Annotated in this window: 27 protein-coding genes; 7 read left to right on the forward strand and 20 right to left on the reverse strand. The window is 46.9% G+C overall.

Annotated features, from left to right (window positions below; all coding sequences use genetic code 11):
- Positions 1 to 7: 7 nt before the first annotated feature.
- Genes DWW90_RS04115 through potA form a run of 3 tightly spaced genes read right to left on the reverse strand, consistent with a single transcriptional unit; the run spans position 8 to position 2,992 of the window.
- Entirely contained in the window at positions 8 to 796 is a 789-nt protein-coding gene (locus DWW90_RS04115) for an ABC transporter permease (protein WP_115497751.1), read from the reverse strand.
- Entirely contained in the window at positions 793 to 1,566 is a 774-nt protein-coding gene (locus DWW90_RS04120; RefSeq protein WP_115497752.1) for an ABC transporter permease, read from the reverse strand. Before DWW90_RS04120 ends, DWW90_RS04115 begins: the two co-directional genes overlap by 4 nt.
- A gap of 16 nt (positions 1,567 to 1,582) precedes the next feature.
- Positions 1,583 to 2,992, reverse strand: coding sequence for a polyamine ABC transporter ATP-binding protein (gene potA, locus DWW90_RS04125; RefSeq protein ID WP_122344102.1), 1,410 nt, complete (start codon positions 2,990 to 2,992; stop codon positions 1,583 to 1,585).
- Between the two features lie 184 nt (positions 2,993 to 3,176).
- Between potA and DWW90_RS04130 the strand changes: the two genes are divergently transcribed.
- The 4 genes from DWW90_RS04130 to DWW90_RS04150 all read left to right on the forward strand — a co-directional run bounded on the left by DWW90_RS04130 (position 3,177) and on the right by DWW90_RS04150 (position 8,828).
- Positions 3,177 to 4,304, forward strand: a complete 1,128-nt coding sequence (locus DWW90_RS04130; protein WP_122344103.1) for a 6-bladed beta-propeller — start codon at positions 3,177 to 3,179, stop codon at positions 4,302 to 4,304.
- 628 nt (positions 4,305 to 4,932) lie between these two features.
- Positions 4,933 to 5,742 carry a 4-(cytidine 5'-diphospho)-2-C-methyl-D-erythritol kinase gene (gene ispE / locus DWW90_RS04140; RefSeq protein ID WP_122344105.1) on the forward strand — a complete coding sequence of 270 codons (810 nt, stop codon included), beginning with the start codon at positions 4,933 to 4,935 and terminating at the stop codon, positions 5,740 to 5,742.
- Positions 5,739 to 6,323, forward strand: coding sequence for a bifunctional 2-polyprenyl-6-hydroxyphenol methylase/3-demethylubiquinol 3-O-methyltransferase UbiG (locus DWW90_RS04145; RefSeq protein ID WP_122344106.1), 585 nt, complete (start codon positions 5,739 to 5,741; stop codon positions 6,321 to 6,323). The genes ispE and DWW90_RS04145 overlap by 4 nt, the downstream gene beginning before the upstream one ends.
- A gap of 12 nt (positions 6,324 to 6,335) precedes the next feature.
- Positions 6,336 to 8,828 (forward strand): prolyl oligopeptidase family serine peptidase, encoded by a 2,493-nt coding sequence (locus DWW90_RS04150; RefSeq protein ID WP_122344107.1) that lies wholly within the window; start codon positions 6,336 to 6,338, stop codon positions 8,826 to 8,828.
- Positions 8,829 to 8,913: 85 nt separating this feature from the next.
- Here the strand turns inward: DWW90_RS04150 and DWW90_RS04155 are convergent, their stop codons facing one another.
- From DWW90_RS04155 to DWW90_RS04165, 3 genes are all read right to left on the reverse strand, one after another.
- Complete coding sequence (locus DWW90_RS04155) at positions 8,914 to 9,915, reverse strand: malate dehydrogenase (RefSeq protein ID WP_115497759.1); 1,002 nt, start codon at positions 9,913 to 9,915, stop codon at positions 8,914 to 8,916.
- A 160-nt stretch (positions 9,916 to 10,075) separates the two neighbouring features.
- Positions 10,076 to 10,276 (reverse strand): helix-turn-helix transcriptional regulator, encoded by a 201-nt coding sequence (locus tag DWW90_RS04160; RefSeq protein WP_122344108.1) that lies wholly within the window; start codon positions 10,274 to 10,276, stop codon positions 10,076 to 10,078.
- The gene (locus tag DWW90_RS04165) at positions 10,269 to 10,757 is read right to left on the reverse strand and encodes a hypothetical protein (RefSeq protein ID WP_115497811.1); all 489 of its coding nucleotides are present in this window, start codon (positions 10,755 to 10,757) and stop codon (positions 10,269 to 10,271) included. Before DWW90_RS04165 ends, DWW90_RS04160 begins: the two co-directional genes overlap by 8 nt.
- A 164-nt stretch (positions 10,758 to 10,921) precedes the next feature.
- Here DWW90_RS04165 and DWW90_RS04170 point away from each other — a divergent pair, with 164 nt between their 5' ends.
- Genes DWW90_RS04170 through DWW90_RS20620 form a run of 3 tightly spaced genes read left to right on the forward strand, consistent with a single transcriptional unit; the run spans position 10,922 to position 13,605 of the window.
- Positions 10,922 to 12,736, forward strand: coding sequence for a YgiQ family radical SAM protein (locus DWW90_RS04170; protein WP_122344109.1), 1,815 nt, complete (start codon positions 10,922 to 10,924; stop codon positions 12,734 to 12,736).
- A gap of 17 nt (positions 12,737 to 12,753) precedes the next feature.
- Entirely contained in the window at positions 12,754 to 13,398 is a 645-nt protein-coding gene (locus tag DWW90_RS04175) for a GNAT family N-acetyltransferase (protein ID WP_122344179.1), read from the forward strand.
- 21 nt (positions 13,399 to 13,419) lie between these two features.
- The gene (locus DWW90_RS20620) at positions 13,420 to 13,605 is read left to right on the forward strand and encodes a hypothetical protein (RefSeq protein ID WP_115497762.1); all 186 of its coding nucleotides are present in this window, start codon (positions 13,420 to 13,422) and stop codon (positions 13,603 to 13,605) included.
- Between the two features lie 119 nt (positions 13,606 to 13,724).
- Here DWW90_RS20620 and DWW90_RS04185 read toward each other — a convergent pair whose 3' ends face one another.
- From DWW90_RS04185 to DWW90_RS04250, 14 genes are all read right to left on the reverse strand, one after another.
- Positions 13,725 to 14,105 carry a RidA family protein gene (locus DWW90_RS04185; protein WP_122344110.1) on the reverse strand — a complete coding sequence of 127 codons (381 nt, stop codon included), beginning with the start codon at positions 14,103 to 14,105 and terminating at the stop codon, positions 13,725 to 13,727.
- Between the two features lie 22 nt (positions 14,106 to 14,127).
- The gene (rlmB, locus tag DWW90_RS04190) at positions 14,128 to 14,877 is read right to left on the reverse strand and encodes a 23S rRNA (guanosine(2251)-2'-O)-methyltransferase RlmB (protein WP_122332633.1); all 750 of its coding nucleotides are present in this window, start codon (positions 14,875 to 14,877) and stop codon (positions 14,128 to 14,130) included.
- A 65-nt stretch (positions 14,878 to 14,942) separates the two neighbouring features.
- Positions 14,943 to 15,383: a hypothetical protein gene (locus tag DWW90_RS04195; protein WP_115497766.1), complete on the reverse strand. Its 441-nt coding sequence runs from the start codon at positions 15,381 to 15,383 to the stop codon at positions 14,943 to 14,945.
- A 3-nt stretch (positions 15,384 to 15,386) separates the two neighbouring features.
- Positions 15,387 to 16,190, reverse strand: a complete 804-nt coding sequence (locus DWW90_RS04200; protein ID WP_122344111.1) for a hypothetical protein — start codon at positions 16,188 to 16,190, stop codon at positions 15,387 to 15,389.
- A 67-nt stretch (positions 16,191 to 16,257) separates the two neighbouring features.
- The gene (recN, locus tag DWW90_RS04205) at positions 16,258 to 17,922 is read right to left on the reverse strand and encodes a DNA repair protein RecN (protein WP_122344112.1); all 1,665 of its coding nucleotides are present in this window, start codon (positions 17,920 to 17,922) and stop codon (positions 16,258 to 16,260) included.
- Positions 17,923 to 17,934: 12 nt separating this feature from the next.
- Positions 17,935 to 18,840, reverse strand: coding sequence for a DUF4835 family protein (locus tag DWW90_RS04210; RefSeq protein ID WP_122344113.1), 906 nt, complete (start codon positions 18,838 to 18,840; stop codon positions 17,935 to 17,937).
- Positions 18,837 to 20,048 (reverse strand): bifunctional phosphopantothenoylcysteine decarboxylase/phosphopantothenate--cysteine ligase CoaBC, encoded by a 1,212-nt coding sequence (gene coaBC / locus DWW90_RS04215; RefSeq protein ID WP_122344180.1) that lies wholly within the window; start codon positions 20,046 to 20,048, stop codon positions 18,837 to 18,839. The genes DWW90_RS04210 and coaBC overlap by 4 nt, the downstream gene beginning before the upstream one ends.
- Before the next feature lie 145 nt (positions 20,049 to 20,193).
- Positions 20,194 to 21,345, reverse strand: a complete 1,152-nt coding sequence (locus tag DWW90_RS04220) for an iron-containing alcohol dehydrogenase (protein WP_122344114.1) — start codon at positions 21,343 to 21,345, stop codon at positions 20,194 to 20,196.
- A 5-nt stretch (positions 21,346 to 21,350) separates the two neighbouring features.
- A complete protein-coding gene (locus DWW90_RS04225; protein WP_115497771.1) occupies positions 21,351 to 22,121 on the reverse strand; it encodes a 3'-5' exonuclease in 771 nt (256 codons plus the stop codon).
- Positions 22,122 to 22,131: 10 nt separating this feature from the next.
- On the reverse strand, positions 22,132 to 23,256 hold the full coding sequence (gene dnaN / locus DWW90_RS04230; RefSeq protein ID WP_122332627.1) for a DNA polymerase III subunit beta: 1,125 nt from the start codon (positions 23,254 to 23,256) through the stop codon (positions 22,132 to 22,134).
- 145 nt (positions 23,257 to 23,401) lie between these two features.
- Entirely contained in the window at positions 23,402 to 23,554 is a 153-nt protein-coding gene (locus DWW90_RS04235) for a DUF4295 domain-containing protein (protein ID WP_005638125.1), read from the reverse strand.
- A 14-nt stretch (positions 23,555 to 23,568) separates the two neighbouring features.
- Positions 23,569 to 23,757, reverse strand: coding sequence for a 50S ribosomal protein L33 (gene rpmG / locus DWW90_RS04240; RefSeq protein WP_005642977.1), 189 nt, complete (start codon positions 23,755 to 23,757; stop codon positions 23,569 to 23,571).
- 19 nt (positions 23,758 to 23,776) lie between these two features.
- Complete coding sequence (gene rpmB, locus DWW90_RS04245) at positions 23,777 to 24,016, reverse strand: 50S ribosomal protein L28 (RefSeq protein ID WP_005638129.1); 240 nt, start codon at positions 24,014 to 24,016, stop codon at positions 23,777 to 23,779.
- 171 nt (positions 24,017 to 24,187) lie between these two features.
- A complete protein-coding gene (locus tag DWW90_RS04250) occupies positions 24,188 to 25,450 on the reverse strand; it encodes a glycosyltransferase family 39 protein (protein WP_122344115.1) in 1,263 nt (420 codons plus the stop codon).
- Positions 25,451 to 25,578: the final 128 nt, after the last annotated feature.

The following is a 25,578-nucleotide window of genomic DNA, read 5'->3' on the forward strand; positions in this document are numbered from 1 at the left end:
CCCTTTATTAGCTTTCGGATTTCTCCGCCCGTTTATTAATCACAATCAGAAGGACGAGTACCGTCACAAAGATAATCGTCGACAACGGACGCAGTTCCGGAGTCAATCCGCCTTTACGTGCATCCGCATAAATAAAGGTCGAGAGAGTTTCCAATCCTTCATTGCCGATCGTAAAGATTGTTACGGCAAAATCGTCGATCGAAAGCGTAAAAGCAAGTATAAACCCGCTGATCATTCCCGGGCGTATCTCCGGTAATATCACCTTGCGCAATGCCTGGAAAGGCGTTGCTCCCAAATCGAGCGCCGCCTCATAGACATTCTGGTTCATCTTCTTCAAGCGCGGCATCACACTCAGCACTACATAGGGAGTACAGAACGTGATATGCGCCAATACGACTGTCGTAAAGCCCTGCGAAACGCCAAAGCTCACAAACAGCAGGAAGAGGGAAACACCCGTAATGATATCGGCGTTCATCATCGGGATGGCATTTGCGAAATTCATCACCTGACGCGTCCGTGACCGCAGGTTAAAAATCCCGATTGCCGCAATACTGCCTAACAGTGTGGAAACGGTTGCTGCAATCATTGCAATCGCAAACGTATTCCAAAGAGCGCTCACTAACGAACGTTGTACACCGCCTGTAAACAACGAACTATACAGTTTGGTTGAAAATCCCGTCCAATTTCCCAACACCTTGGCTTCGGTGAACGAGAAAATCATGATAATCAGAATCGGGGAATAGAGCAGCACCAACAGGAGCCAAAGGTATCCTTTCGCCATTAACTTCGTCATCATATCACACCTCCTCCTTCGTTAGAAGCGTTGTCCTCTTCATTGGTAAAGAGAATGGTAACGCCGATGAGCAACAACATAATCAGGGAAAGCGCCGCCCCATAGTTCCACATACCGTTATAGATATTCTCCTGCACGGTCGTACCGAACAGTTTGATATTATTCATCGTCAGCAACTCGGCAATGGCAAAAGTAGAAACAGTCGGCATAAAGACCATCACGATCCCGCTCATCACACCAGGCATGGAAAGCGGCAATATCGTTTTCATAAAGACCTGGAAAGGGTTTGCCCCCAAATCCTGCGCCGCCTCGATCAGGCTGCGATCCATCTTCTGCAACGTATTATAAATCGGATAAATCATAAACGGAAGGAAGTTATAGACCATACCGAACACCAACGCCCCCTCTCCCAACGGCAGGTTCAGGAAGTCGAACAACGCCACGGTTGCCAGCGTACGGATCAGGATATTCACCCACATCGGCAGGATAAAAAGAACGACCATCGTACGGGAAGTATTGAAACGCTCATGGCTCAGGATATAAGCCGCCGGATACCCCAGAACCAGACAGGCCAATGTCGTGATAATAGCAATCCCGATCGAATACACAAACGTATTGATAGCCTCGGGATGAATCATAAACTTACGGAAATTGGCAAAGGTGAAAGCGCCGTCGGCATCTGTGAAAGCATAGAGCACGATCAGCAACAAAGGCATCACCACAAAGACAGCCAGAAACAGGGCATAGGGAATCGTCCAGTTCCTGCGCCGCATGAAAAAAGACGAAATTTTACTTATTATCACTTCCTTCCTTATTATTAGATTGAACAATCCGTATATTTTCGGGTGCGATGGTAATGCCGACCCGGTCGCCGTCGTCCCAGACATCGTTCGTATCGACAAAGATATCCTCGTCCCAGTCGGTAAACACCGTCAGGTGATAATGGTTGCCTTTATACAAGATAAACTTAACTTCACCGGTCAGACGTCCGTCTTCCTCATTATCTTCCAGGATAACATCTCCGAAGTCGATCTCCACCCGGACCGGAGTCTCGGGTTCGATACCGGACACTTCTCTGCATTCGAACGTACATCCTAAGAACTCCACATGTGTAGCGTCGATCATTTTTCCTTCGAACGTGTTGCAGACACGTTCCTTCTTCATCACATGGATGTCGAACGGCTTTACTAATAAACCGACTTCCTGTCCGGCATCGAAGCAATGGTAATCCTGTACCATGAACTCAAAGCCTTCGGGCGTCTGTACCATCATTTCATAATGAACACCTTTAAAGATGGAGGAAGTGACCGCTCCGGTAAGCATAGCCGCTTCCGAAGGTTCGAATATATAAATGTCTTCCGGACGGATCACGACATCCACCGGTGTCTGCTCGCCGAAACCTTCGTCCACACACTCAAACTCGTGTCCGGCAAAAGAAACCGATTTATCTTTAATCATCAACCCGTTCAGGATATTGCTCTCGCCGATAAAGTCGGCGACAAACGAATTGATCGGTTCGTTATAGATGTCGATCGGTGTCCCGATCTGCTGTATCTTTCCTTCACTCATCACCACGATGGTATCGCTCAAGGTAAGCGCCTCTTCCTGGTCATGGGTAACATAAATAAAGGTTATCCCTAAGGATTTATGCATCTCTTTCAGCTCCATCTGCATATCCTTACGCATCTTGAGGTCGAGAGCCGCCAACGGTTCGTCCAGCAAAAGCACCTCCGGTTCATTCACGATGGCACGGGCAATGGCTACACGCTGCTGTTGCCCGCCGGAAAGGGAATCGACATCGCGGTCCTCGTAATCGGTCATCCCCACCATTTTCAACGCTTGCTTCACTTTCTTTTCAATAACGGCAGCCGGCAGCTTCTTCAACTTCAGCCCGAAAGCAATATTATTGAAGACATTCAAGTGAGGAAAAAGGGCATACTTCTGGAATACGGTATTGACCGGGCGTTTATGAGGAGGCGTTTGCGTGATTTCCTTTCCCGCAATGGTGATCACACCCTCCGAAGCGGTCTGAAATCCGGCAATCAGACGCAACAACGTCGTCTTTCCACAACCGGACGGCCCCAGAATAGTTACGAACTCGCCCTTACGGACAGACAAATTGACATCATTCAATACGGCCTTGTCCCCGAAAAACTTCGAGACATGCTCTACACCAATGATGCAGTCAGACTTTTGCATAGACTATACCTCTTTTTACCAATACAGATTAAACATATTCCGATTTTTCTTGCCTAAAGCGGCACAAAGGTATAGTAATAAATTGAAAATCGAGAATTGAGAAATAAACTATTTTGTTGTCCAGACTTCGCAATCCAATTTCTTTTCCTAATTTTGCCTGTACTACAAATAATACACAAACATTATGAAAACGATCCCATTCGCCATTGTCTTAGTCTTCCTGTCAATAAGTACCGGATGCAAGATGAATCCTGAAAAAAAAGAAAGACCTCTTCCCGTCTTCGATTTAGGTGAAGCTATCACAAAGCATGTTCCGGACACATTTACCTGGAACAACATCACTAAACATATCACCTATATTCCCATATCGAGTACATCCGACCTTCTCTTCGCATCGGCCCAGCCAGTATATAGCGGCAAAGATTTCTACTGCGTGGTCGATCATAGAACCAGTACAATCTTCTGTACTGATAAAAACGGGAAAGTGATCCATTCTTTTTCAAAGAAGGGACAAGGTCCCGGTGAATACACCATGATCACATACGTACATGTCAACCCGCAAGAATCAACCATCCGGGTTTTCGACCAAAGAGCTAATAAATATATTGTTTATGACCTGGATGGAAACATGAAACAGGAGATTTTCCTGAAAGATAAAGAGATCACCACCCCTCTTTTCATCTCCGACAATTACACCGTAGCCAAAGGTCAAAACGATGCGCCTTATAGACTGTATATCACCGATAAAGAATTGAATATCCGGGAAGGTATGTTTCCTGCAGATACATCTCTAACAGAAATGGAACGTATGTGTATGACCTGGCAACTTAATTTCTGCCGAAACCGAGACCAAGCAATTGTCCATTATGTAAACGAAGACACGGTATTTACCGTCAACGGAACCGGTTTACAACCTCTCTGTATCTTTAAAAAAGGAGAATACAAACTTCCTGAAGAAGAAGCGAAGAAACCGATGGAGATGACTACCAATGGTTCACCCTATATCCGGAGCATGTGGTTATCCTCCATACCGGGCTATTATCTGATTGCCTATTTGCGGGAAAACCATTTCTTTTATGAAGTATGGGACCAGACTAATAATGAAATAATATCACGTTTTTCAAATGAAAAAGGAGAATGGGGCTTGCCTTTATGCCTTCCTTCCGGAAAAAAGGTACGGATAGATACAAGAAATATCTATATTAATGGCAATACGGTTATCTCCTATATCGATGCAGCAACAGCTGCTGAAGGAAAAGTCCCGGGAGTAGAGGAAGATGATAATCCGGTTCTGGTCGTAATGGAATTATAGTAATAAGCGACAGGACAGTTCATGTCGTTTAATACAATAACCCCCTTTTGATGCTATTTTTCTATTTCGTCCGAAATCTTGATCGATTTTGGATTGACTCTTTTTGCGGTTTAAGCTCCCCTTTCTGACAACAAGAAAAACGAGGTGCGCAGCCCATTTCGAAAAGCGTGCAATTTGATTGCCGAAAGACGGGAACGCAGACAAAGTGATAAACCTTAACTCCCGGAGAATCGCCTGTAGCAAAACAAAGACGGACTGCGTCTCAAATATGCAAAGGAAGTTCCGGGAGCTTGTCGCCACGACGACCGTCTTCATCGCCCTCGCGACCGTCTTCATTGGAATGGCGACCGTCTTCATAGGGTAAGGTGACCGTCTTCATGGCGATAAAGTACCTCGAAAATGAAATAAAGGTTGACTTCCCTGCCTAAAGACTCCCGGAAAAGAGTACAAAGTCCTTTTTTGAGGTCAAAAAAGCGGATTAACATTTGTTTTGTTTCGGATGCTTTTTAAGCCTGAAAAATGCGTTTTATACAATAAGCCCCCCAGGTAATCCCAATAAAAAAGCGGTTTGTGTGAAAAAGTTTTCAGAATTACTTACATTTGTCGATTATATTAAAATGAATCAGTTATGATCTGTTTTCCTAATGCCAAAATAAATCTGGGACTGAATGTCGTAAGCAAGCGCCCGGACGGCTACCACAATATCGAAACTATTTTCTATCCGGTTCCGGTGAAAGATGCACTGGAAATAGTCGGAGCCGACAGTTTTTCCTTCACGCAGACCGGGATTCCCGTCGATGCCCCGGCAGAAAAAAACCTGGTAATAAAAGCGATGAATCTGCTGAAAAGCCGGTACAAAATTCCTGAATTGAATGTCCATCTGTTGAAAGCAATCCCTTTCGGGGCCGGACTGGGCGGAGGATCGGCCGATGCCGCTTTTATGCTGAAGCTGCTCAATGATTATTGTAAATTGGATATTTCGCAGGAGGAGCTGGAAAAGTTAGCATCCTCTATTGGGGCGGACTGCCCGTTCTTTATCCGCAATACACCGGTATTTGCTTCCGGCACGGGGAACATATTCGAGCCGGTGAAGCTGTCGTTAAAAGGTTACCACCTTTGCCTGGTGAAACCGGATGTAGCAGTCTCCACACCCGAAGCCTATGCAAACGTGACGCCGCAAGCGCCCCATGTCTCGCTAAAAGAGATTGCCGGAAAACCGGTGACGGACTGGAAAGAGCTGATGATAAACGATTTTGAAAAGAGCGTTTTCCCGAAATATCCGGTGATCAGCGAAATAAAAGAGACGCTCTACAGGGAAGGTGCGCTGTATGCCTCGATGTCCGGTTCCGGTTCATCCGTCTTCGGGCTGTTCAGGGAAGCAACCGGATTGAAAGGACTGTTCCCGGATTGTTTTGTCTGGGAGGGACAATTGCCATGAATAAAATAGCGGAATTCTTTGATACCCTGGCAGACCGCTGGGACGAATTGTGCACGCATGATCCGGAGAAGCTGAACCATATCCTGCAAAACACCGGACTCCGGAAGGGGCTTCGTATTCTGGATGTGGGATGCGGCACGGGAGTATTGGAAAGTTATCTCCTGCCTTATTCTCCGCAACGGATTGTCGGAGTCGACATATCGCCGGGCATGATTGAAAAGGCACGGAGCAAGTATGCGACACCGGTTGTCGATTTCCGTTGTCTGGACGTGCTGGATCTGCAGGGGGAATCGTTCGACTATATCATTGCCTACAGTGTCTTTCCCCATTTTCCGGAACCGGAAAAGCTTATCTCCCATCTCGCCGGACTGCTTACGGCAGGGGGTGAACTGGTGATTTGCCACAGTGAAAGCCGTGATAAGATCAACGGTCATCATGATAAACACGCCGGAAAACTATCCGAAGGATTGCCTCCGGTGGAAGAATTGACCGGCATGTTGTCCCCTTTCTTCACCGTGAATAAGGCTGAAGACAACGAGCGACTCTATATGATTAGCGCTACACGTAAACAAACATTATAAACATACACAAATATGAATCAAAAGATTAAACTTATCCCGGTACTCCTCTTCTCGGCTTTCGCGGCACAAGCTGCGGACGACGTAAAAGTGATGCAGTACCTGCATGCCGGCCCCGTCGCGGTGAACAAGCCCATCCTAACAGACAGCCTGAACGTCAACGGCAAACCTTTCGAAGCAAAAAACCTGGTCAAGTCGACTGTCCCGTTCAACCGGGCATTGAGTAATGCAACCGTTATCGATGCAGACACGGCAGGACTGATCACCGTCCCTGCCCCCGAAAAAGGATATGCCCTGCATCTTTACTCTTTCTACCTGAACAGTGACCGCTACACCAAAGGTTCATTGGAGGTATCCGGCCCGGGCACATTCGAGGTATTCGTCAACAACAAACCGGTCGGCGCGACTTCCGAGCTGACGCTGGAACCGCATCGCTATGAAGTGGTAGTGAAATATCTGACTGCAGAGACCGACACTTGCCCCTCCACGCTGAAAGCGCTTTTTAAAAGTGAAGAAGAGGCTCAGGTTACAGCGTCCCTCAATCCGGAGAAACGATATACCTCGCGCGACATCCTCGAAGGAACACAGTTTCGCGGGACAAGCGTCTCCCCGAACGGTAAATATGTATTGGTAAAATACTATACCCGCATGGAAGGCGGCAAAAGCGAACAGTATGCCCAACTGCGGGACGCGGCAACCGGACGTGTATTGCTGCAGGACAAAGGTTTTATCCTGAGTGCCGACTGGATGCCGACCAGCAATAAGATGTATTTCACCCGTACGGGATTGAACGGAAGCGAGCTGGTCACCGTAGATCCTGCCACCATGCAGGAAGAAGTCCTGGCTGAAAACCTGCCGGAAGGAAGTTTCAGCTTTACGCCGGACGAAAAGACTCTGCTCTACACGATCCAGGAGGAAGGACCGAAAGACGGGCCGGACATGCTCCGCATATTGGAGCCGAACGACCGCCTGCCCGGTTTCCGTAACCGCTATTTTATCTGGCGTTACGACCTTCAGACCGGCCTGTACGAACAGTTGACATACGGGCATAACAACACGTTCATCAACGATGTAAGTGCAGACAGCCGTTACCTGCTGTTCAGCACCAGTGAACAGGATTACACTGCGCTGCCCAGCTCAAGCAACTCGATGTATAAACTGGACTTGCAGACAATGGCTGTCGACACTCTGTGGGAAGGCGCCAAATACATCAACGCAGCCACTTTCTCGCCGGACGGCAAACAACTGCTGGTGTTCGGCTCCGGTAACGCATTCGACAATATCGGTCTGAACATCAAGGAAGGACAAATCTCCAACACATACGACGGACAGATTTTCCTGTATGATCCGGCAACCCGGAAAGCGAAAGCGCTCACCAAAGACTTCAATCCGAACGTCACGACCGCACAGTGGAGCAAATATGACGGACAAATCTATATGCTGACGGAAGACCAGGATTACCAGCGCGTCTATACCTGCAATCCGGCAAACGGGAAGATTCGCCGGATAAACCTGCCGGAAGATGTGATTTACAACTATTCGTTGGCCGAAGCCGCCCCGGTAATGTACTATTACGGCCAGAGCGTATCCAATGCCAACCGCCTGTACTGCTATAATACGAAGAGCAATAAGAACCAGCTGATCTACGACCTGTCTGCCGACAAGCTGAAAGACATCAAGTTCGGCGAAGTCCATGACTGGAACTTTACCTCTGCCGACGGAACCGTGATCCAGGGACGCTACTACCTCCCGCCCAATTTCGATGCGGCAAAGAAATATCCGATGATCGTCTACTATTACGGAGGTACATCCCCGACGAACCGCGCGCTGGAATTTAGCTATTCCATGCATATGTACGCAGCTCTCGGTTATGTGGTCTATACGCTGAATCCAAGCGGTACGACCGGCTTCGGACAGGAATTTGCAGCCCGCCATGTCAATGCGTGGGGAACCAAGACTGCCGACGAGATCATCCAAGGCACGGAACAGTTCTGCAAGGAACATTCCTTCGTCAATCCGAAAAAGATCGGTTGTGCAGGCGCCAGCTACGGTGGTTTCATGACCCAGTATCTGCAAACAAAGACCGATCTGTTTGCCGCCGCCGTCAGCCATGCAGGCATCAGTGCCCTGAGCAGTTACTGGGGCGAAGGATATTGGGGATACGGATATTGCTCGGTTGCCAATACGGGCACTTATCCCTGGAACAATCCGGAGTTCTTCACCCGACACAGTCCGCTGTTCAATGCCGACAAGATCAAAACTCCGCTCCTGCTGCTCCACGGCAATGCAGATACAAACGTACCTATCGGCGAAAGCATCCAGATGTTCCTGGCGTTGAAGATACTTGGAAAGACAGTTGAGTTTGTCCAGGTAGACGGTGAAAATCACGGAGTGGCCGACTATAAGAAACGGCTGGAATGGCAGAACACGATCTTCGCCTGGTTTGCCAAATACCTGAAAGACGAACCGCAATGGTGGGACGCTCTTTATCCGGAAAGACATCTATAAACCAAAAAGGTACATCTAAAGGGAAAGCCCCTCCGGATGTACCTTTTTTTAATAACCTAAATCTTTTTACCTAATTACAACCTTCTTATTTAATATTCGGATTCAATGCATGCCATTCGGAGATCGGAGGCAACACGCCCATTGCGATCACCTCGTCACGCAAAGCGCAAAGGTGTTCGTAGCTCTTTTCCAAAGCAGCCTCTTCTTCCGGAGTTCCTTTCACATCCTTCAGGGCTACACCGTCTTTTGTAATGGAAGTTTCCCATGCCATCATGATATGGTCGAACTTGCCATTCGATACGTAAGCGCCTGCCGGCCAACGGAACGGTTTACCTCCCATAGCGGCGGCAATCATTTCGATAGAAACATAAGAGGGGCTCTGGAAAGAAGAACGGCCACGCAAAGCAATGATGTTGGCACCGCCTTTTGTCACCTTCGTCTGGATTTCAGCCCACTGTTCTTTGGTCAACTTATCAGTTCCGATCATATCTGTCAACGGTTTGCCGCTGACTTTAGCGGTAGAAGCGTAGACAGCCATCTGTTCGCCATGACCTCCGTATGTGCGGCAGTTTTCGACTACATCCATAGATACGCCGAAATGTTTTGCCAGTTCGCTACGCAGGCGGGTAGAATCCAAAGCGGCCAATGTCGTTACCTGCGACGGTTTCAAACCGGCATACAATAAAGTGATCAGACCGGTAATATCAGCCGGGTTGAATATCACGACAATATGTTTAACATCCGGACAGTAAGCCTTTACGTTCTTTCCGAACTCTTCCGCGATAGCAGCATTGCCTTTCAGCAAATCTTCACGGGTCATGCCGGCTTTACGGGCAGCACCACCTGAATTTACGATATACTTGGCACCGGTCAGCGCTTCTTTGATATCGGAAGTGAACGTAATATTCACGCCTTCAAAACCACAATGGAATAATTCTTCCGCCACTCCTTCCAAACCCGGAGCATACGGGTCATACAAGCAAATATTAGAAGTAAGTCCCATCATGATGGCAGTCTGTGCCATGTTTGAACCAATCATACCTGCTGCACCTACGATCGTGAGCTTTTCGTCTGTTAATGTTTTCATATTGTATTGTTTTTAAATATATATCTTCTTATGTAACACTTCGGGCTCCATAAAGTTCGCCCGGAAACCTTAATTCTTATTTCCTTTGCAAAGATAAACAGTTTAAAAATCCCTTGCCAATCATTAATTCCTATCTCCCATAAGCAAAAGTTATATCGGCTCAGTCCGTATCTTCCAGTTGGAAGATATCATCCACATGCTTCCCGAAAATACCGGCAATCTTCAATGCCAGGACAGTAGAGGGAATATACTTGCCCGACTCTATCGCATTGATCGTTTGGCGGCTCACACTTGTCGCTTCCGCCAACTGCTGTTGCGTCATCTTCTTGATTGCTCTTTCCACCCGTATCGTATTATTCATCTTCTACTCCATTCTTTTTAAATTGATACAAATCCCATCTGTATTTTACAATAAAAAATATCAGAACAGTGAACAACCCGACAAATGCGACACTCAGATAGGCAGCGCCATATATAAATATGGTAGCCAGGATCAGCAATAAATAATTAACCAATATAGCCCAAACCAAAGAGTTCATACGAATCCTGGCTATGCACTCATCTTCATCTTTCTCTCTTGAAAAACCTACAAACAAGAGAGAAACGGCCAAACCGATCGAAGCAATTTCATCCAAAGCCCCATTTTCACCCACATCCAGCAAAACATCGATAAAACCCCTTTGCTCGGGAGAATGGTTAAACGGCGGAAACTGAAACAATTGAAATCCATCCGATCCGTAATTAAATACATACAAACAGTAAATGCTTAACAACCCGAACGGGATTAATAAGCTCCAGCCTATCTTCCTGAAGACGGCAGGAAAAAGATAATTTGCTTTCATAATATTCAAGTATTTGTAATGCCACAAATGTAAAGTGTATTTTACATTAAAACAAATAAAACAGACAAAAAGTAAAGTAAACTTTACTTTTAAGCAAACTCTCTCTTCTCTACAATCTTAATCTTGTAACTCTATTTCGGCAGGAAATTCGTATCTTTGCAGATATGAAGACATTCAGACCGGAGGCTTGGTTGCCGACTACCAAGAAAGAAGTTGAAGCTCGCGGATGGGATTATATAGATGTGGTGCTTTTCAGCGGGGATGCGTATGTGGACCATCCTTCGTTCGGGGCGGCTGTTGTCGGACGGACGCTCGAGTCGATGGGACTGCGCGTTGCCATTGTGCCACAACCGGACTGGCGCGGAGATTATCGTGATTTTAAGAAGTTAGGAGCTCCCCGCCTCTTCTTCGGCGTCTCTGCCGGAGCGATGGATTCGATGATCAATCACTATACGGCTAACAAACGACTGCGCAGCGACGATGCTTACACACCGGATCGCCGGGCAGGTATGCGCCCGGATTATCCCAGTATTGTTTATACAAAGATATTGAAAGAGATTTACCCGGATGTTCCTGTCGTATTAGGAGGTATCGAAGCCTCCTTGCGCCGTGTGACGCATTATGATTACTGGCAGGACAAATTGCTTCCGGGTATTCTGAAGGACAGCCCGGCCGACTTGTTGATTTATGGTATGGGAGAGCTTCCCCTCAAAGAACTGGTCACCCGGCTGCAGGCAGGAACTCCTTTCCATGAGCTCAAAGACATTCGCCAGACAGCTTATCTGACTGATACGATAGAACCGCTACCGGACGACATCAATCTCTTTTCGCACGAAGAATGTCTGCGCGACAAGCTGAAACAGGCAAAGAACTTCAAGCATATAGAAGAAGAATCCAACAAGCAGCATGCCTCGCGCATCCTGCAAAAAACAGGGAAACAGACCATAGTCGTGAATCCTCCCTTCCCGCCGATGACGGAAGAAGAGATCGACGCTTCATTCGATCTGCCCTACACGCGCCTGCCCCATCCCAAGTATAAAGGGAAGACGATACCGGCTTTCGAGATGATCAAATTCTCGGTAAATATCCACCGGGGATGCTTCGGCGGCTGCGCATTCTGCACGATCTCGGCGCATCAGGGAAAGTTTATTGCATCCCGCAGCAAGGAATCTATTTTGAAAGAGGTGAAAGAGATTACCCAAATGCCCGATTTCAAAGGCTACCTGAGCGATCTCGGAGGCCCTTCCGCCAATATGTACCGGATGAAAGGGAAGAATCCGGACATCTGTGCCCAGTGCAAGAAACCATCCTGCATCTCTCCCGTCGTCTGCAAAAACTTGAATGCAGACCATTCACCGTTATTAGATATCTATAAAGAGGTGGACAGTCTGCCGGGAATCAAGCGTTCTTTTATCGGAAGCGGTATCCGTTACGACCTGCTCTTGCACCGCTATGCAGATGAGAATCTGAATAAGACAGCCCAGAGCTATACGGAAGAGCTAATCGCCCGCCATGTATCCGGCCGCCTCAAAGTGGCGCCCGAACACACCGAGGATAATGTATTGAAGATGATGCGTAAGCCCTCTTTCGAGCTTTTCGGACAATTCAAAAAGATATTCGACCGTGTAAACAAGCAACACGGCTTGAACCAGCAGCTGATTCCCTATTTCATCTCCAGCCATCCCGGTTGTACGGAGGCGGACATGGCAAACTTAGCTATCCAGACCAAGAAACTGCATTTCCAACTGGAACAGGTACAGGACTTCACGCCTACGCCTATGACGCTGGCAACCGAGATGTATTACACAGGCTATCATCCCTATACGCTCGAAAAAGTGTACACCGCCCATACCAAAGAACAAAAGCTGGCACAACGGCAGTTCTTCTTCTGGTATAAGCCGGAGTTCCGCCGCCAGATCACGCAGGCGTTGCAAAAGATCGGGAAGAAAGACTTGGTCGGAAAATTATTTGGTAAATGAAATCTTATATAACCAATATGAATATAACACTTAGACTTGAGCAACCTTCGGATTATTCCGAAACGGAATATGTAACACGGGAAGCCTTTTGGAACCACTATTCCCCGGGCTGTTATGAACATTACTTACTGCACATCATGCGCAACTGCCCGAGCTTCGTGCCGGAACTTGACATCGTTGCAGAGTGTGACGGCAAAATCGTCGGAAACGCCGTCTGCCTCAAAGCAGTTATCAAAGCGGATAATGGCAACGACTATGAAGTGCTGAGCTTAGGCCCGATCTCCGTCCTTCCCGAATACCAACGCAAAGGTATTGGCGGCAAGCTGATAGAACAGACTAAAGACATCGCCCGTAAAATGGGATTTCGTGCCATCTTATTGTGCGGAGACCCGGACTATTACCTGCGGCAAGGATTTATACCGGCCGAAACCTTGGGCATACGGACTGCCGATAATATGTATATGACCGCACTCCACGTTTGCGAATTATATGATAATGCACTGGCCGATGCCAAAGGGCGTTATTTTGAAGATACGATCTATGAGATTGATGAAACCGCAGCCGCTGCGTTCGACAAGAATTTCCCGCATAAAGAATTAGTAACCGGAACACCGATGCAACGACGCTTCGAGGAGCTTTCGGCCATGATAAGAAAAGCGTAACACTTTTAAATTTTAATTCTCATGAAACATGTATGCACTAAGTGCCCGTTACGGGCCAAGTATGACAAAGCCCCAAAATCATTAATCGGAAGATTCTGGCGTTGGCACATCGACTATTGTCCGGGATGGAGAAAGTATTTTACTTCCTTGAGCAAGGAAGAGCAGGCAGAACTGCGTAAGCAGTATAAATTCACCAGATATGCTTAAGTGAAAGAAAAGTTTCACGCCGAAGAAACTTTTGTTCCCTCTGGAAGAAACTTTTGTTTCATGCCGGAGAAACTAAAGTTTCACCCTAAGGAAACAGGTGAAACTTTAGTGTCCTATTTTTATGATTTTACGGCAATGACTTCGATCTCGACCAGGCCATTCTTCGGCAGCGTCTTGACAGCTACAGCCGAACGGGCAGGAAATGTTCCTTCGAACTGGGAAGCATAAACTTCATTCATGGCGGCAAAGTCACCCATGTCGGCCAGGAAAACAGTCGTCTTCACAACATCGTTGATGCTGAGCCCGGCTTCTGCCAGGATTGCATGGACATTCTTGAATGCTTGCACAGTCTGTTCTTTTACTCCGCCTTCAACGAAGTTGCCTGTTGCCGGATCCATGCCTAACTGGCCGGAAGCAAAAAGCATATTCCCTACTTGTACAGCTTGGCTGTACGGGCCGATAGCGGCAGGCGCGTTTTTTGTTGCGATTACTTTCTTCATTGTCTCTTTATTTTAGTGATGTTTATTGTGCTTGTTCGTTCATCCGCTGGCGGACTACTTCATAAATCAGGATGGAAGAGGCCACCGAGACGTTCAACGAGCCGATCGTGCCAAACTGCGGTATCTTCACCATGCTGTCGCAGATGCGGAGGTTATCCATGGAAACGCCCGTATCTTCAGCTCCCATCACGATGGCAACAGGACCTTCATATTTAATAGCGGTATAATTCTCGTAAGCCTTTTCGCTGGCGGCATAGACTTTCACTCCGGATTCCTGCAGGAAACGGATTGCCTGCGAAATACTCTTTTCCTTGCAGACGGGCAAAACGTGAAGCGCACCGGCCGACGTCTTGATCGCATCGGCATTCACCGTAACGCTTCCTTTCTGGGGAATCACAATGGCGTCCACACCGGCACACTCGCAGGTACGGGCTATCGCTCCGAAATTGCGGACATCGGTAATGCCGTCCAGCAACACGATAAAAGGATTCTTCCCTTGTTCATACACAAACGGTATGATATCTTCCAGACGCTGATAGGTAACAGCCGGGATGAACGCGATCACTCCCTGGTGGTTCTTGCGTGTCAGACGATCCAGACGTTCAGCCGGCACACGCTGCACGGGTATGTCGCGCCCTTTCAACACGTCGAAAAGTTCACGGGACAAGTCACCCTGCAATTCGCGTTTCACCAATATTTTATCAATCTCTTTATCGGCCTGGACAGCCTCGATCACGGCACGGATGCCAAACACCATTTCGTTTTCCTTCATTATTCTATGTCTTTTCTTTTCGTCGGGCAAAGATACAAAGATTTAGCTATATCAGCTACTTTATCTTAGCTATTGCCCTCCAGCTTTTGGTGGGGAAATAAATAAGCCCGCCGCAGAAACAGCAGACCGGTAATAATCAATGCAGACGAAAGACCGGTATAGAAAACGGAAATAAACGAGTTGGGAAGCAGATGGAAGTGACGGATGGTGATTCCGAAAGTAATCATAAAGATCATCACGATCCAGCCTTTGACATCAAAGAAGGAGAAAGGACAATTCTTTTCTCCTTTTTGTGAAATACGTTCCGAATGCTTGACAAACAGGCGGCGGAATACGAATTGGAAGAAGAGTAGAAAAACAACAGTCGCCTCTCCCATCTTAAACAACCAATAATGGGCATCATTCAGCCAAGTGACGATGCCGATCCGTAAGATATTGACGCCTGCTATTATCCAAATGCACCCGGCTATAAAAAGCAGGGTGCGTCTGTTCACTCTAAAACCCATTTATCAAACACTTTTCTCCATGCTCTTTCGAGTGTTCGTACGTTGACGACTGTTTGTACGATCCTTGTCCGAGCGTTTATTATCTTTATTATCCTTTTTACTCTTGTCGTAATGTTTGTCTTTATCACGGTCCGGGCGCTTCTTGTCGTATTTGCCGTTATCGCGCTTATCCTTGTTCTGTTTATTTTTATGGTCATCGAAATGGGGACGACCTCCGTCATGATTGGGGCGATTGTTATTGTGGGGCGGACGGACATTATTAGGTGCCGGTTTTGAATGGTTATGCCCCGGGCGGTCATACTTGCCGGGATACCATTTTCCATCGTCAAAGTGATTAGTCCACCGGTTGTTCGCATATTCCCACTGGCCATGCCAGTAATGATCTTCGTAACGATGACAGATATTCGACGGGCGGTAATTCGGATAATGCGGATTATCATACCAACCGCGCCAGTCATGGATACGTGTCGGTGTTTCGCGGACGAAACGGACATACAACCGGAACTGCGAAGGCGAAAGGATACGCTGCAATTTCCGGTCGCGTTCCATCCTTAACTTGTAAATCTTCTGGGCTGACTGGTCCCAATAGCGGTAATTCCGGCGTGCCTCACGTTCTATCTTCTCTCCGTATTTATGGATGATCTTGTGATACTCGGCTGCCTGGCGGCTTGTCATACGGATTGCCTGTTCCATCCAAAGGCAATTCTGGCAATGCGGTTCGTTCCATCCGAAGCTGATCCAGAATTGTGCGTGTCCCTGCAAGCTGCAGAAAAGGACTACCATTAATATAATACTCAATCTCTTCATGTCACTCTACTTTTTAAGTTAGCAATTATATCATCTTGCTATTATGACCATCCATCGATGGAAAGGTTTAATTCTTCGCTTTCAATAATTCTTTCGCATTGGCAATGGAAGCACCGGTCAACGAAGCGCCACTCAGCATGCGCGCGATCTCCTTCACACGTTCTTCCTTATTCAATTTCTTGATACGGGTTACTGTCCGGTCCTCCGTATCTTCCTTATAAACAAAATAATGCTCTTTTCCTTTTGCTGCGATCTGGGGAAGATGGGTAATGGCGAATACCTGCATCTTTGTTCCTAATTCCTGCATGATATCGCCCATTTTATCGGCAATATCGCCGGAAACTCCCGTGTCGACTTCATCAAAGATAATAGCAGGCAAAGCCGTAAATCCGGCAATCATAGCCTTGATGCATAACATCAGGCGCGATATTTCACCACCGGAAGCCGTCTGCGCCACCGGTTGCAGTTCCGCACTCTTATTGGCAGAGAACATAAACCGGATTTCGTCCATTCCATCGCTTTCCGGCTCCGGTCGGGCAACAAAGTCGATGGCAAAACGCGTATTCGGCATCCCTAACGGAACGATCATCTCCACCAGTTGCGAAGCGATTGCCCTCGATGCGATCTTGCGCTGTTCGCTCAACACGGCGGCTTGCTGAAGCAGCTCCTGATGAGAGACTTCCAACTGCTTCTTCAACGATTCGATCTGATCGTCAAACGAATCGATCTCTTTCAACTGTTCCGTATATTTATCCTGTTGCTCGATCAGCTCCTCGACGGTCGAAACACGGTGTTTCTGTTCCAAGGTATAAAGCGTATTGAGGCGGTCGTTCACCCAATCCAGACGTTCCGGGTTAAACTCGATGTCTTCCTTTTGCACCTCCGTTTCGGATGCCAGGTCGTTCATGTCGATATAAGCAGAGCGCAGTCGTTCCGCGATTTCCTTTGCTTTCGGATAGTAGCGTTCCAGGCTGTCTGCGGTGGAAAGGGCTTCTTTGATCAGTTGGACAGCTCCCTGCTCTTCTCCGTTCAGCAATTGTGTGATCTTATAGAGAGAACCTTTTATCTCTTCCGCATGGGAAAGGGTTTCCAGTTCCTGTTCGAGTTCTTCCTGTTCGCCGACAACAAGATTGGCTTCTGTCAACTGTTCCAACTGGAAACGGACATAATCTTCTTCCTGCTTGGTTTGGGCTGCTTTCTCTGTCAGTTCCTTCAACTCCCTTTTCAAAGACAGGTAACGGGTGTATTCCTTGCGGTAAAGGATCAGCAATATATCATTTTCGGCCATTACATCGATCACTTTCAACTGAAAGCGGTTATCCCCCAACAGAAGATTCTGGTGTTGCGAATGGATATCGATCAGGCGGCTTCCCAGTTCCTTTATCACCGTGAGCGAAACGGGAGAATCATTGACAAAAGCGCGGGATTTACCCGAAGCAAACAGTTCCCGGCGGAGGATACAGACCTCTGCGTCATATTCCAAGTCGTTGGACTGGAAGAATTCTTCTAACTTATACCGGGACACATCAAAGACAGCCTCTATCACGCATTTTTCCGAACCGTTCTTAATACTCTTTCCGTCCGCACGCTGTCCGAGCACCAGCGACAGGGCGCCCAATATGATGGACTTTCCGGCTCCCGTCTCACCGGTTATCACCGAAAAGCCTTTGTCAAACTTAATATCCAGGCTATCTATCAGAACAAAGTTCCGTATAAATAAAGATTTCAGCATAGTTGTTTCAGATTACTTTTTAAGCGATTCCATACGTGTCGTAAGAGCCGGATAAAGGTTGGACAGCATTTTATAGCCATCCTGCTTCTCCTGTGTCGTTGCCTTCGAATAGATCAGGACAACTTCATCCAGTTTCGCATCGGCAAACATCTGGAGCAATGGAGAAGTCGGACGGGCACTTTTGATCTGTTCCAGGACAGGAAGCAGACCGATGATGGTCGTACGTCCGCGATCCGGATTTGCCGCCATTTCATCGAGACCTTTACGATGATAATTGTACCACATATCACGGAAAAGATCGGAAGTATTATCGCTCAATGCAGTTGCCAATGCGTGACGGTTCCGGTCGTTCTCGAAGGCTTTCCAGCCGGTCCACGAAGGCTGTGACTGTGCCAGGCTGACGATCTGTTGCGCCTGCTGCAGGAAAGCACCGCCACCTTTCGGTGAAAAGCTGTCGAAATCGAGTCCGAGGATCGTGTAAATATAATAGACAACGGTAGCAATCAGGTTGCTGCTCAACGTATTTTCCGTATATTCCAACGGCTCGAATTCGGTATAATCGAAAGAAAGATCCGTATCGCGGTAGTTCAGTATCGTAGTCGTATAACTGGAATTATAGACCGGGCGGCGGGCCTGTACCTGAATTTCGCCCTTAAAACTATTGTCCGACACGACTTCATTGATGATAAGAGTCATGGTACAGTCGATGCGTTCGTTCACTGCGAAAGTAGCGTCCGTCCACTTCTTGTTATTGACAAACTCGTTCAACGCAGTTTGCAGGGTGGTGAATACCTGTTTGTTGGTACTCTGTATCTTATCACTGTTGATCGTGATACGGGCATTCAACTCCTGCGCCTCGCCCCAAAAGGGAGCTGCGCCCAGCAAGCATATACATAACAATCTCCTAATCATTTTCATTTTAATAACGTTGCCAATTTGTTTACGATATCGGTAGCCACTCCCTGTTTGCTCTTCAGCGGATAAGCGACCGACTCTCCTTCCTTGTCGATGATGGTGATCTTGTTCGTATCGCAACGGAAACCGGCACCTGCATCTCTCAACGAGTTGAGCACGATGAAATCGAGATTTTTCCGCTTCAGCTTACCTTCGGCATGAGCAGCTTCATCATTCGTTTCGAGCGCGAACCCGACCAGCACCTGCCCTTCCCGCTTGATAGCTCCCAGCGAGGCGGCAATGTCCTTGTTCGGGACCAGGCGAAGCGTCATCTCTCCTTTCGTCTCCCGCTTGATCTTTTCGGCAGCCTGCACATCCGGACGATAATCCGCGACAGCGGCACAAAGGATACCTGCATCCGCCTCCGGAAAAGCCGCCATAGCAGCCTGATACATCTCTTCGGCAGACTCGACATCGACCCTTTTAATGTTCGGATGAACCGTTTTCAGGGAAACCGGACCCGCTATCAGCGTTACCTCCGCTCCCTGCTGCGCACAGGCTTCCGCCAGCGCAAATCCCATCTTTCCGGAAGAATAGTTACCTATAAAACGTACAGGATCGATCTTTTCATATGTCGGACCGGCAGTTATTACAATCTTTTTTTTTTCGAGTTGTGTTTGGGAAGCAAAGAAATCCTCCAATGCAGCCACGATCTTATCCGGTTCTTCCATACGTCCCTTGCCAACCAGGTGACTGGCAAGCTCTCCTTCGGCAGGCTCGATGATACGGTTTCCGAATGAACGGAGACGATCCAGGTTCTGCTGTGTGGAAGGATGTGCAAACATATCCAGATCCATTGCCGGAGCAACGAATACAGGCGCTTTACAAGACAGGTAAGTGGTAATCAGCATATTGTCGGCAATGCCGTTTGCCATCTTCCCGATCGTCGAAGCCGTAGCCGGAGCGATCAGCATGACATCCGCCCAAAGGCCAAGATCGACATGGCTGTTCCATGTCCCGTCGCGGTTCGAGAAAAACTCGCTGATCACCGGATGGCTGCTCAAAGTCGATAAAGTAAGCGGCGTAATAAATTCTTTCCCGGCAGGCGTAATGACAACCTGGACCTCCGCCCCTTTCTTGACCAGCGAACGGATGATATAAGCTGCTTTATAAGCCGCAATACTCCCGGTTATACCTAATATGATATGTTTACCTTTTAAATTATTCTCCATAACCCATTTCTGTATCTCTCCGGACAAAACCGGAATTTCATAAGCATGAAACTTTTGTTCCATGGGCATGAAACTTTATTTCCATAGGCATGGAACTTTTGTTTCATAGGCATGGAACTTTTTTCCCATAAGAACGGGAGAGTGATTACAAGCGCAGCGCCATAATCTCGCGAGCCACCTTACTGTCGATGTTATGATGTTCGCCTAACTTCCATCCCTGCTTGTCGACAGGGGCAGCCAGTGCATCCAGATCTTTTTCCGTGATGCCGCACTCGTCGAGGCGTGTTTTCAATCCCATCCGGCGGAAGAAGTCTTCACAGGCTGCAATGGTTTTATGCGCACGTTCCTCTTCCGAACCTTCGGTAATACCGAATACGACCTCACCCATACGAGCCAGTTTCACCTGTTTCTCTTTAAACATATAAGTCATGACGCCCGGCAAAAGGATGGCAAGTGTCTGTGCATGATCCAACCCGAACTGCGCCGTCAGCGAATAGCCCATACGATGCGACGACCAGTCTTGCGGAACTCCCTGGCCTATCCAGACATTCAGCGCATTGGTTGCCGCCCACATCAGATTGGCACGGATATCGTAATCGTTCGGCTGATCCAGTACTTTTAATCCTTCTTCGTGGATAACACGCATCAGACCTTCTGAAAAAGCATCCTGCACTTTCGCATTGACCGGATAGGTCAGATATTGTTCTACGACATGAATAAAGGAGTCGACAACCCCGTTCGCCACTTGACGGGCAGGCAATGAATAGGTTACTTCCGGGTCCAGGACAGAGAATTTCGGAAAGATCAGCGGACTGGCGAAATTCAGTTTCTCACGGGTCGACACACGCGAAATAACCGAACGTTCGTTCATCTCCGAGCCGGTAGCCGCCAACGTAAGCACCGTACCCAAAGGCAACGCACTCTTTATCTGGCCGCCTTTTGAAAGAATATCCCAGGGATCACCTTCAAAGCCGACGGAAACGGCAATAAACTTCGTAGCGTCGATCACCGAACCACCGCCTACAGCCAACAGAAAATCAATCTTCTTTTCCCTGACGATCTCCACTGCCTTCATGCAGGTCTCGTAATGCGGATTCGCCTCTATGCCGGGAAACTCCGTTACATCAAAACCTTTCAAGGCATCCGTCACTTGCTCATAGATGCCGTTTTTCTTAATGCTTCCGCCTCCATACACCATCAAAACCTTGCTCCCTTCGGGAATCAAAGCAGACAAACGGGCAATGGAACCTTTGCCAAAAACAACCTTTACAGGGTTACAGAACTCAAAATTATTCATTGTTCTTATTTTGAATTAAAACCTCTCAATTTAATTTCTGTCAACATCTTCTTGGTGTTCAATGGGAAATCGCCATTCATGATCCAGGAATAATAGCCCGGATCGTTCTTCAGCACCTCTTCCACCAAACGGCCTTTATATTTACCGAAGTTAATCACCTCTTCTCCCTTGTCGTTGTAAACCATACGGCCTGCGAAGTCCACATTATTGCCATAGCTCGAATATTGGGAAAGGAAATTGATGTCGTTCTGCAACTCCGGATAGCGGTCCAGTTGCGCCTTCAGCACTTCATAAGTTGCCATTGTATCGGCCTCCGCCGTATGGGCATTTTCAAGGCTTTTGTCGCAATAGAACTTATAGGCTGCGGCAAGCGTACGCTGTTCCATCTTATGGAAAATGGTCTGCACATCCACAAACTTGCGTTTATTGAGATCGATATCAACACCGGCACGAAGAAACTCTTCTGCCAACAATGGAATATCAAAACGGTTGGAGTTGTATCCGGCCAGGTCGCACCCTTCAATCTGGGCTGCCAGCGATTTGGCTATTTCTTTAAAAGTAGGACAGTCTTTTACATCTTCATCCGTAATGCCATGGATAGCCGTAGATTCCGGTGGAATGGGCATTTCCGGATTGATCCGTCTCGTTTTAGACTCTTCTTTTCCGTTCGGGTGAACCTTCACAAAAGAGATTTCGACGATACGGTCTTTTACAATATTAATACCCGTAGTCTCCAAATCAAAGAAGACTAACGGGTTTTTCAGGTTTAACTGCATTTCTTATGTATTAATCATTCAACATCATAGGCATCAGCAGCATCAGCAGGTCTTCATTCTCTTCGTTTTCAGAAGGAACGATCAGGCCGGCGCGTGAAGGATCAGCCAGTTCGAGTATCACCTCTTCCGAGTTGATGTTGCTCAATATTTCAATCAGGTAAGTAGCTTTAAAGCCAATGCTCAATTCCGTTCCGTCGAAGTTGCAAACGATCTTTTCTTCAGCGGAAGTAGAGAAATCGATGTCCTGGGCGGAAACCACCATCTCGCTTTCTTTCAACTGCAACTTCACAAGGCTGCTTGCCGGATTAGAAAAGACGGATACACGCTTCAGGGCGTTCAGGAAAGACACGCGGTCGATCGTCACCTTGAACGGGTTTTCCTGCGGGATCACACTGTTATAGTTCGGATAACGTCCTTCGATCAGGCGGCAAACCATTTCGAAGTTCGAACAGCGTACATAGGCGTTATTATCGTCGAACTTGATGACAACCGCTTCTTCCTCTTTCGAAAGCAACCCTTTCAGGATGTTAGCCGGCTTCTTCGGTAAAATGAAAGATGCTCTTTCCGGCGATTTCACCGAAAGATTGCGCAGGCGCACCAGTTTATGCCCGTCGGAAGCGACAAAAGTCAGATCGTCCGTATGGATATCGAAGTAAACACCGTTCATGACCGGACGAAGCTCGTCGTCAGCAGTGGCAAAGAGAGAACGACTAATACCGTTCAACAACATCTGCGCATCCATCGTAACGGAAATAGCATTCTCGTTCAAGGGTTTCTGCTGCGGATAAGTATCCCCTTTCTGCCCGATAAAATTATATTTACCATTCTGGAAATGGATAAAGATCTCCAGGTTTCCGTCGTTGATATCGAAAGTCAACGGTTGCTCAGGCAACTCTTTCAACGGGTCAAGTAAGATTTTTGCAGAAACGGCAAAAAGCCCGCTTCCCTGTGCATTCATCACGTCGACAGATGTTACCAGACGTGTTTCAGCATCCGAAGCTGTTATAGTCAGTTTATTACCTTCCAGGTTAAAAAGGAAACTGTCCAGGATAGGCAATGAATTCTTAGAAGCAATAACTTTGCTAATAGACTGCAAGCGTGATAACAGCGCAGTGCTGGATACATCAAATCTCATGGTTCTTAATTATTATATTGTTTTTATTATATTCGGCCACACAAAATTAGGAAAATATTCCATATAACCATCCGTACGGGAACAAAAAAAGAGGTTTCTCCCATCATCGGGAAAAACCTCTCTTTCTATTATCTATTACGCTCTATTATTTCGCGAAATAATCTTTAACAGCTTCGTTAGGAATCATTTCTTCCTGGAAGATGTAAGCACCGGTCTTCGGGGACTTAACCATCTTGATTACTTTAGAATAGGTACGACCGTCACCTTTCTTAAATGTTGCAACCGCTTTTTTTGCCATTGTTTAATCTCCTCTTACTTAATTTCTTTGTGTAACGTCATCTTCTTCAGGATAGGATTGTACTTCATCAGCTCCAATCTCTGAGTTGTATTCTTTCTGTTCTTAGTTGTGATATAACGAGAAGTACCCGGCATACCACTTTCTTTGTGCTCAGTGCATTCAAGAATCACCTGAACTCTGTTACCTTTTGCTTTCTTTGCCATTTCTTATTTCCTCCTCAAATTAAGCGTTTAAATAACCTTTTTCAGCAGCTTTCTTAATTGCTGCATCCAAACCAAGTTTATTGATAGTACGCAAGCCAGCGGCTGAAATATTCAGGCTAACCCAACAGTCCTGTTCTACCCAGTAGAACTTTTTAGTAAACAGGTTCACATCAAACTTACGTTTCGTTCTTCTCTTAGAGTGAGAAACGTTGTTGCCAACCATTGCTTTCTTTCCGGTAATTTGACAAATTTTAGACATCGCTAATCTTTCTTTTTAATATTACGAAATTTAAGTCAACTCCTGCTATCTGTCTTCCCTTTTTGCACTGCATCTTGAACAAAAACAAAGATTCTAATAGAGTTTCTCTTCTTTTACGGGGCACAAAGGTACTAATTATTTTGATTTAAACACAAGAAATCAATAAATAAATCAGCTCTTTCTGCTATTTTTCCTTAATTTATTCTGTATAAGAGTATCAAACCCTGCTGCCGCATAAACCGTTATCGCAAAAAGATAGGGATAATGATAGCGGGACGTGATCACAAAAAGCAACGTCACAGCCGTTCCCAAAACAGGGATCAGCAAATAGACATTCCGCTGCCGCAACAGGTCGCGCCGGTTCACCCAAACGTAGTAAAGGAAGAAGAAAAGGACCAGATAATAGACCAGACTCTTCAAAAACAGCGCTACTATTAACTCCATCATTTTTAACCCATTGCCCTCTACATTCGAAAGTACCACTCTAAATCCCATATCGGGCTTTACCCGTTCCGTCCAAGTATCTTCGCAATACAAAGCCGCCAACTTGAACGGCACCTGCGAAAGATATTTCAACGGATTATCCAGTATCCAGCGAACCGACGCACGCTTCAGCAAACTGTCGCGCTCCATGTAGGTATAATCGCCGGGAGGCAGATAAATGTAATTATCAGGATCAGCGAAACCCTTAAAGTTAACCAGCCCGTTTGCATCGTCAAATGAGCTCATCGCCAGATTAAATCCGCCGGAAACCGCCTGATAAACGAAATGGCCGGTTCTTGCCTTTGCACTCTGCCCGATCAGAAAAACAGTCAGCACGAGCGGTAATGCCAATGCCGCATACTGGCGCCATCCCCTCTTTTCCACGATGAAATGGACAATTATCACCAATAAAAAGACAATCGCCAACGGCCGGAACCAGTTCGCCAGACTGATCATCACACCCGCCACCGCTATCGGCAACAGCTTACGGCTGGTACACAGCAGCAACGCTGTCAGCAACAGGAACGTAAACGGCAGATCGGTCAACATGGCAATCGGAGTATAAAGATTCGAATAGATCAACATATAAATAATGGAAGAGATATACCCGATTCGCTCATTAAAAAGTTTCCGGGCCAAGATCAACACCTCGAACACCATCGCAATGTTCAATAACAGATTCAGCAGGCGGACAAAAGAGAATGATCCGAGAAGAGAATGAATACCGATAAGCAGATTGACATATCCGGGGCCAAAAACAAACGGGTTATACAGGTTATGCGGTGCCGGATACCAAGTCCCCGCCTCTATACATTCCGTCGCATATTTGGCATAAAAATAGGCATCATCATGGTTCGGCATATCCCAATACTTCACCACCAGGCAAACCTGTATGATCACCCACACCACAAACACAATCCCAAAAACAGCAGGTAACTTCCTCCCAATCATTATCTTTCCATTTTTGCCAGACAAAGATAGCCCTTTTCACCGGAAATCTTTCCATCATAGATTATTTCTATGGCATCATATCAAAAACGGCCGGTCTTTTTCGCAACAAATCCAATCATCCGAAGGTT

The sequence above is a fragment of the Parabacteroides sp. AF17-28 genome (assembly GCF_003479205.1).
In the GTDB taxonomy this organism is placed as follows: domain Bacteria; phylum Bacteroidota; class Bacteroidia; order Bacteroidales; family Tannerellaceae; genus Parabacteroides; species Parabacteroides acidifaciens.

Excerpts from the sequence above, each read along its gene's own strand:
- DWW90_RS04115 (WP_115497751.1), bottom strand. The coding sequence starts at position 796 with ATGATGACGAAGTTAATGGCGAAAGGATACCTTTGGCTCCTGTTGGTG.
- DWW90_RS04120 (WP_115497752.1), bottom strand. The coding sequence starts at position 1,566 with ATGCGGCGCAGGAACTGGACGATTCCCTATGCCCTGTTTCTGGCTGTC.
- potA (WP_122344102.1), bottom strand. The coding sequence starts at position 2,992 with ATGCAAAAGTCTGACTGCATCATTGGTGTAGAGCATGTCTCGAAGTTT.
- DWW90_RS04130 (WP_122344103.1), top strand. The coding sequence starts at position 3,177 with ATGAAAACGATCCCATTCGCCATTGTCTTAGTCTTCCTGTCAATAAGT.
- ispE (WP_122344105.1), top strand. The coding sequence starts at position 4,933 with ATGATCTGTTTTCCTAATGCCAAAATAAATCTGGGACTGAATGTCGTA.
- DWW90_RS04145 (WP_122344106.1), top strand. The coding sequence starts at position 5,739 with ATGAATAAAATAGCGGAATTCTTTGATACCCTGGCAGACCGCTGGGAC.
- DWW90_RS04150 (WP_122344107.1), top strand. The coding sequence starts at position 6,336 with ATGAATCAAAAGATTAAACTTATCCCGGTACTCCTCTTCTCGGCTTTC.
- DWW90_RS04155 (WP_115497759.1), bottom strand. The coding sequence starts at position 9,915 with ATGAAAACATTAACAGACGAAAAGCTCACGATCGTAGGTGCAGCAGGT.
- DWW90_RS04160 (WP_122344108.1), bottom strand. The coding sequence starts at position 10,276 with ATGAATAATACGATACGGGTGGAAAGAGCAATCAAGAAGATGACGCAA.
- DWW90_RS04165 (WP_115497811.1), bottom strand. The coding sequence starts at position 10,757 with ATGAAAGCAAATTATCTTTTTCCTGCCGTCTTCAGGAAGATAGGCTGG.
- DWW90_RS04170 (WP_122344109.1), top strand. The coding sequence starts at position 10,922 with ATGAAGACATTCAGACCGGAGGCTTGGTTGCCGACTACCAAGAAAGAA.
- DWW90_RS04175 (WP_122344179.1), top strand. The coding sequence starts at position 12,754 with ATGAATATAACACTTAGACTTGAGCAACCTTCGGATTATTCCGAAACG.
- DWW90_RS20620 (WP_115497762.1), top strand. The coding sequence starts at position 13,420 with ATGAAACATGTATGCACTAAGTGCCCGTTACGGGCCAAGTATGACAAA.
- DWW90_RS04185 (WP_122344110.1), bottom strand. The coding sequence starts at position 14,105 with ATGAAGAAAGTAATCGCAACAAAAAACGCGCCTGCCGCTATCGGCCCG.
- rlmB (WP_122332633.1), bottom strand. The coding sequence starts at position 14,877 with ATGAAGGAAAACGAAATGGTGTTTGGCATCCGTGCCGTGATCGAGGCT.
- DWW90_RS04195 (WP_115497766.1), bottom strand. The coding sequence starts at position 15,383 with ATGGGTTTTAGAGTGAACAGACGCACCCTGCTTTTTATAGCCGGGTGC.
- DWW90_RS04200 (WP_122344111.1), bottom strand. The coding sequence starts at position 16,190 with ATGAAGAGATTGAGTATTATATTAATGGTAGTCCTTTTCTGCAGCTTG.
- recN (WP_122344112.1), bottom strand. The coding sequence starts at position 17,922 with ATGCTGAAATCTTTATTTATACGGAACTTTGTTCTGATAGATAGCCTG.
- DWW90_RS04210 (WP_122344113.1), bottom strand. The coding sequence starts at position 18,840 with ATGAAAATGATTAGGAGATTGTTATGTATATGCTTGCTGGGCGCAGCT.
- coaBC (WP_122344180.1), bottom strand. The coding sequence starts at position 20,048 with ATGGAGAATAATTTAAAAGGTAAACATATCATATTAGGTATAACCGGG.
- DWW90_RS04220 (WP_122344114.1), bottom strand. The coding sequence starts at position 21,345 with ATGAATAATTTTGAGTTCTGTAACCCTGTAAAGGTTGTTTTTGGCAAA.
- DWW90_RS04225 (WP_115497771.1), bottom strand. The coding sequence starts at position 22,121 with ATGCAGTTAAACCTGAAAAACCCGTTAGTCTTCTTTGATTTGGAGACT.
- dnaN (WP_122332627.1), bottom strand. The coding sequence starts at position 23,256 with ATGAGATTTGATGTATCCAGCACTGCGCTGTTATCACGCTTGCAGTCT.
- DWW90_RS04235 (WP_005638125.1), bottom strand. The coding sequence starts at position 23,554 with ATGGCAAAAAAAGCGGTTGCAACATTTAAGAAAGGTGACGGTCGTACC.
- rpmG (WP_005642977.1), bottom strand. The coding sequence starts at position 23,757 with ATGGCAAAGAAAGCAAAAGGTAACAGAGTTCAGGTGATTCTTGAATGC.
- rpmB (WP_005638129.1), bottom strand. The coding sequence starts at position 24,016 with ATGTCTAAAATTTGTCAAATTACCGGAAAGAAAGCAATGGTTGGCAAC.
- DWW90_RS04250 (WP_122344115.1), bottom strand. The coding sequence starts at position 25,450 with ATGATTGGGAGGAAGTTACCTGCTGTTTTTGGGATTGTGTTTGTGGTG.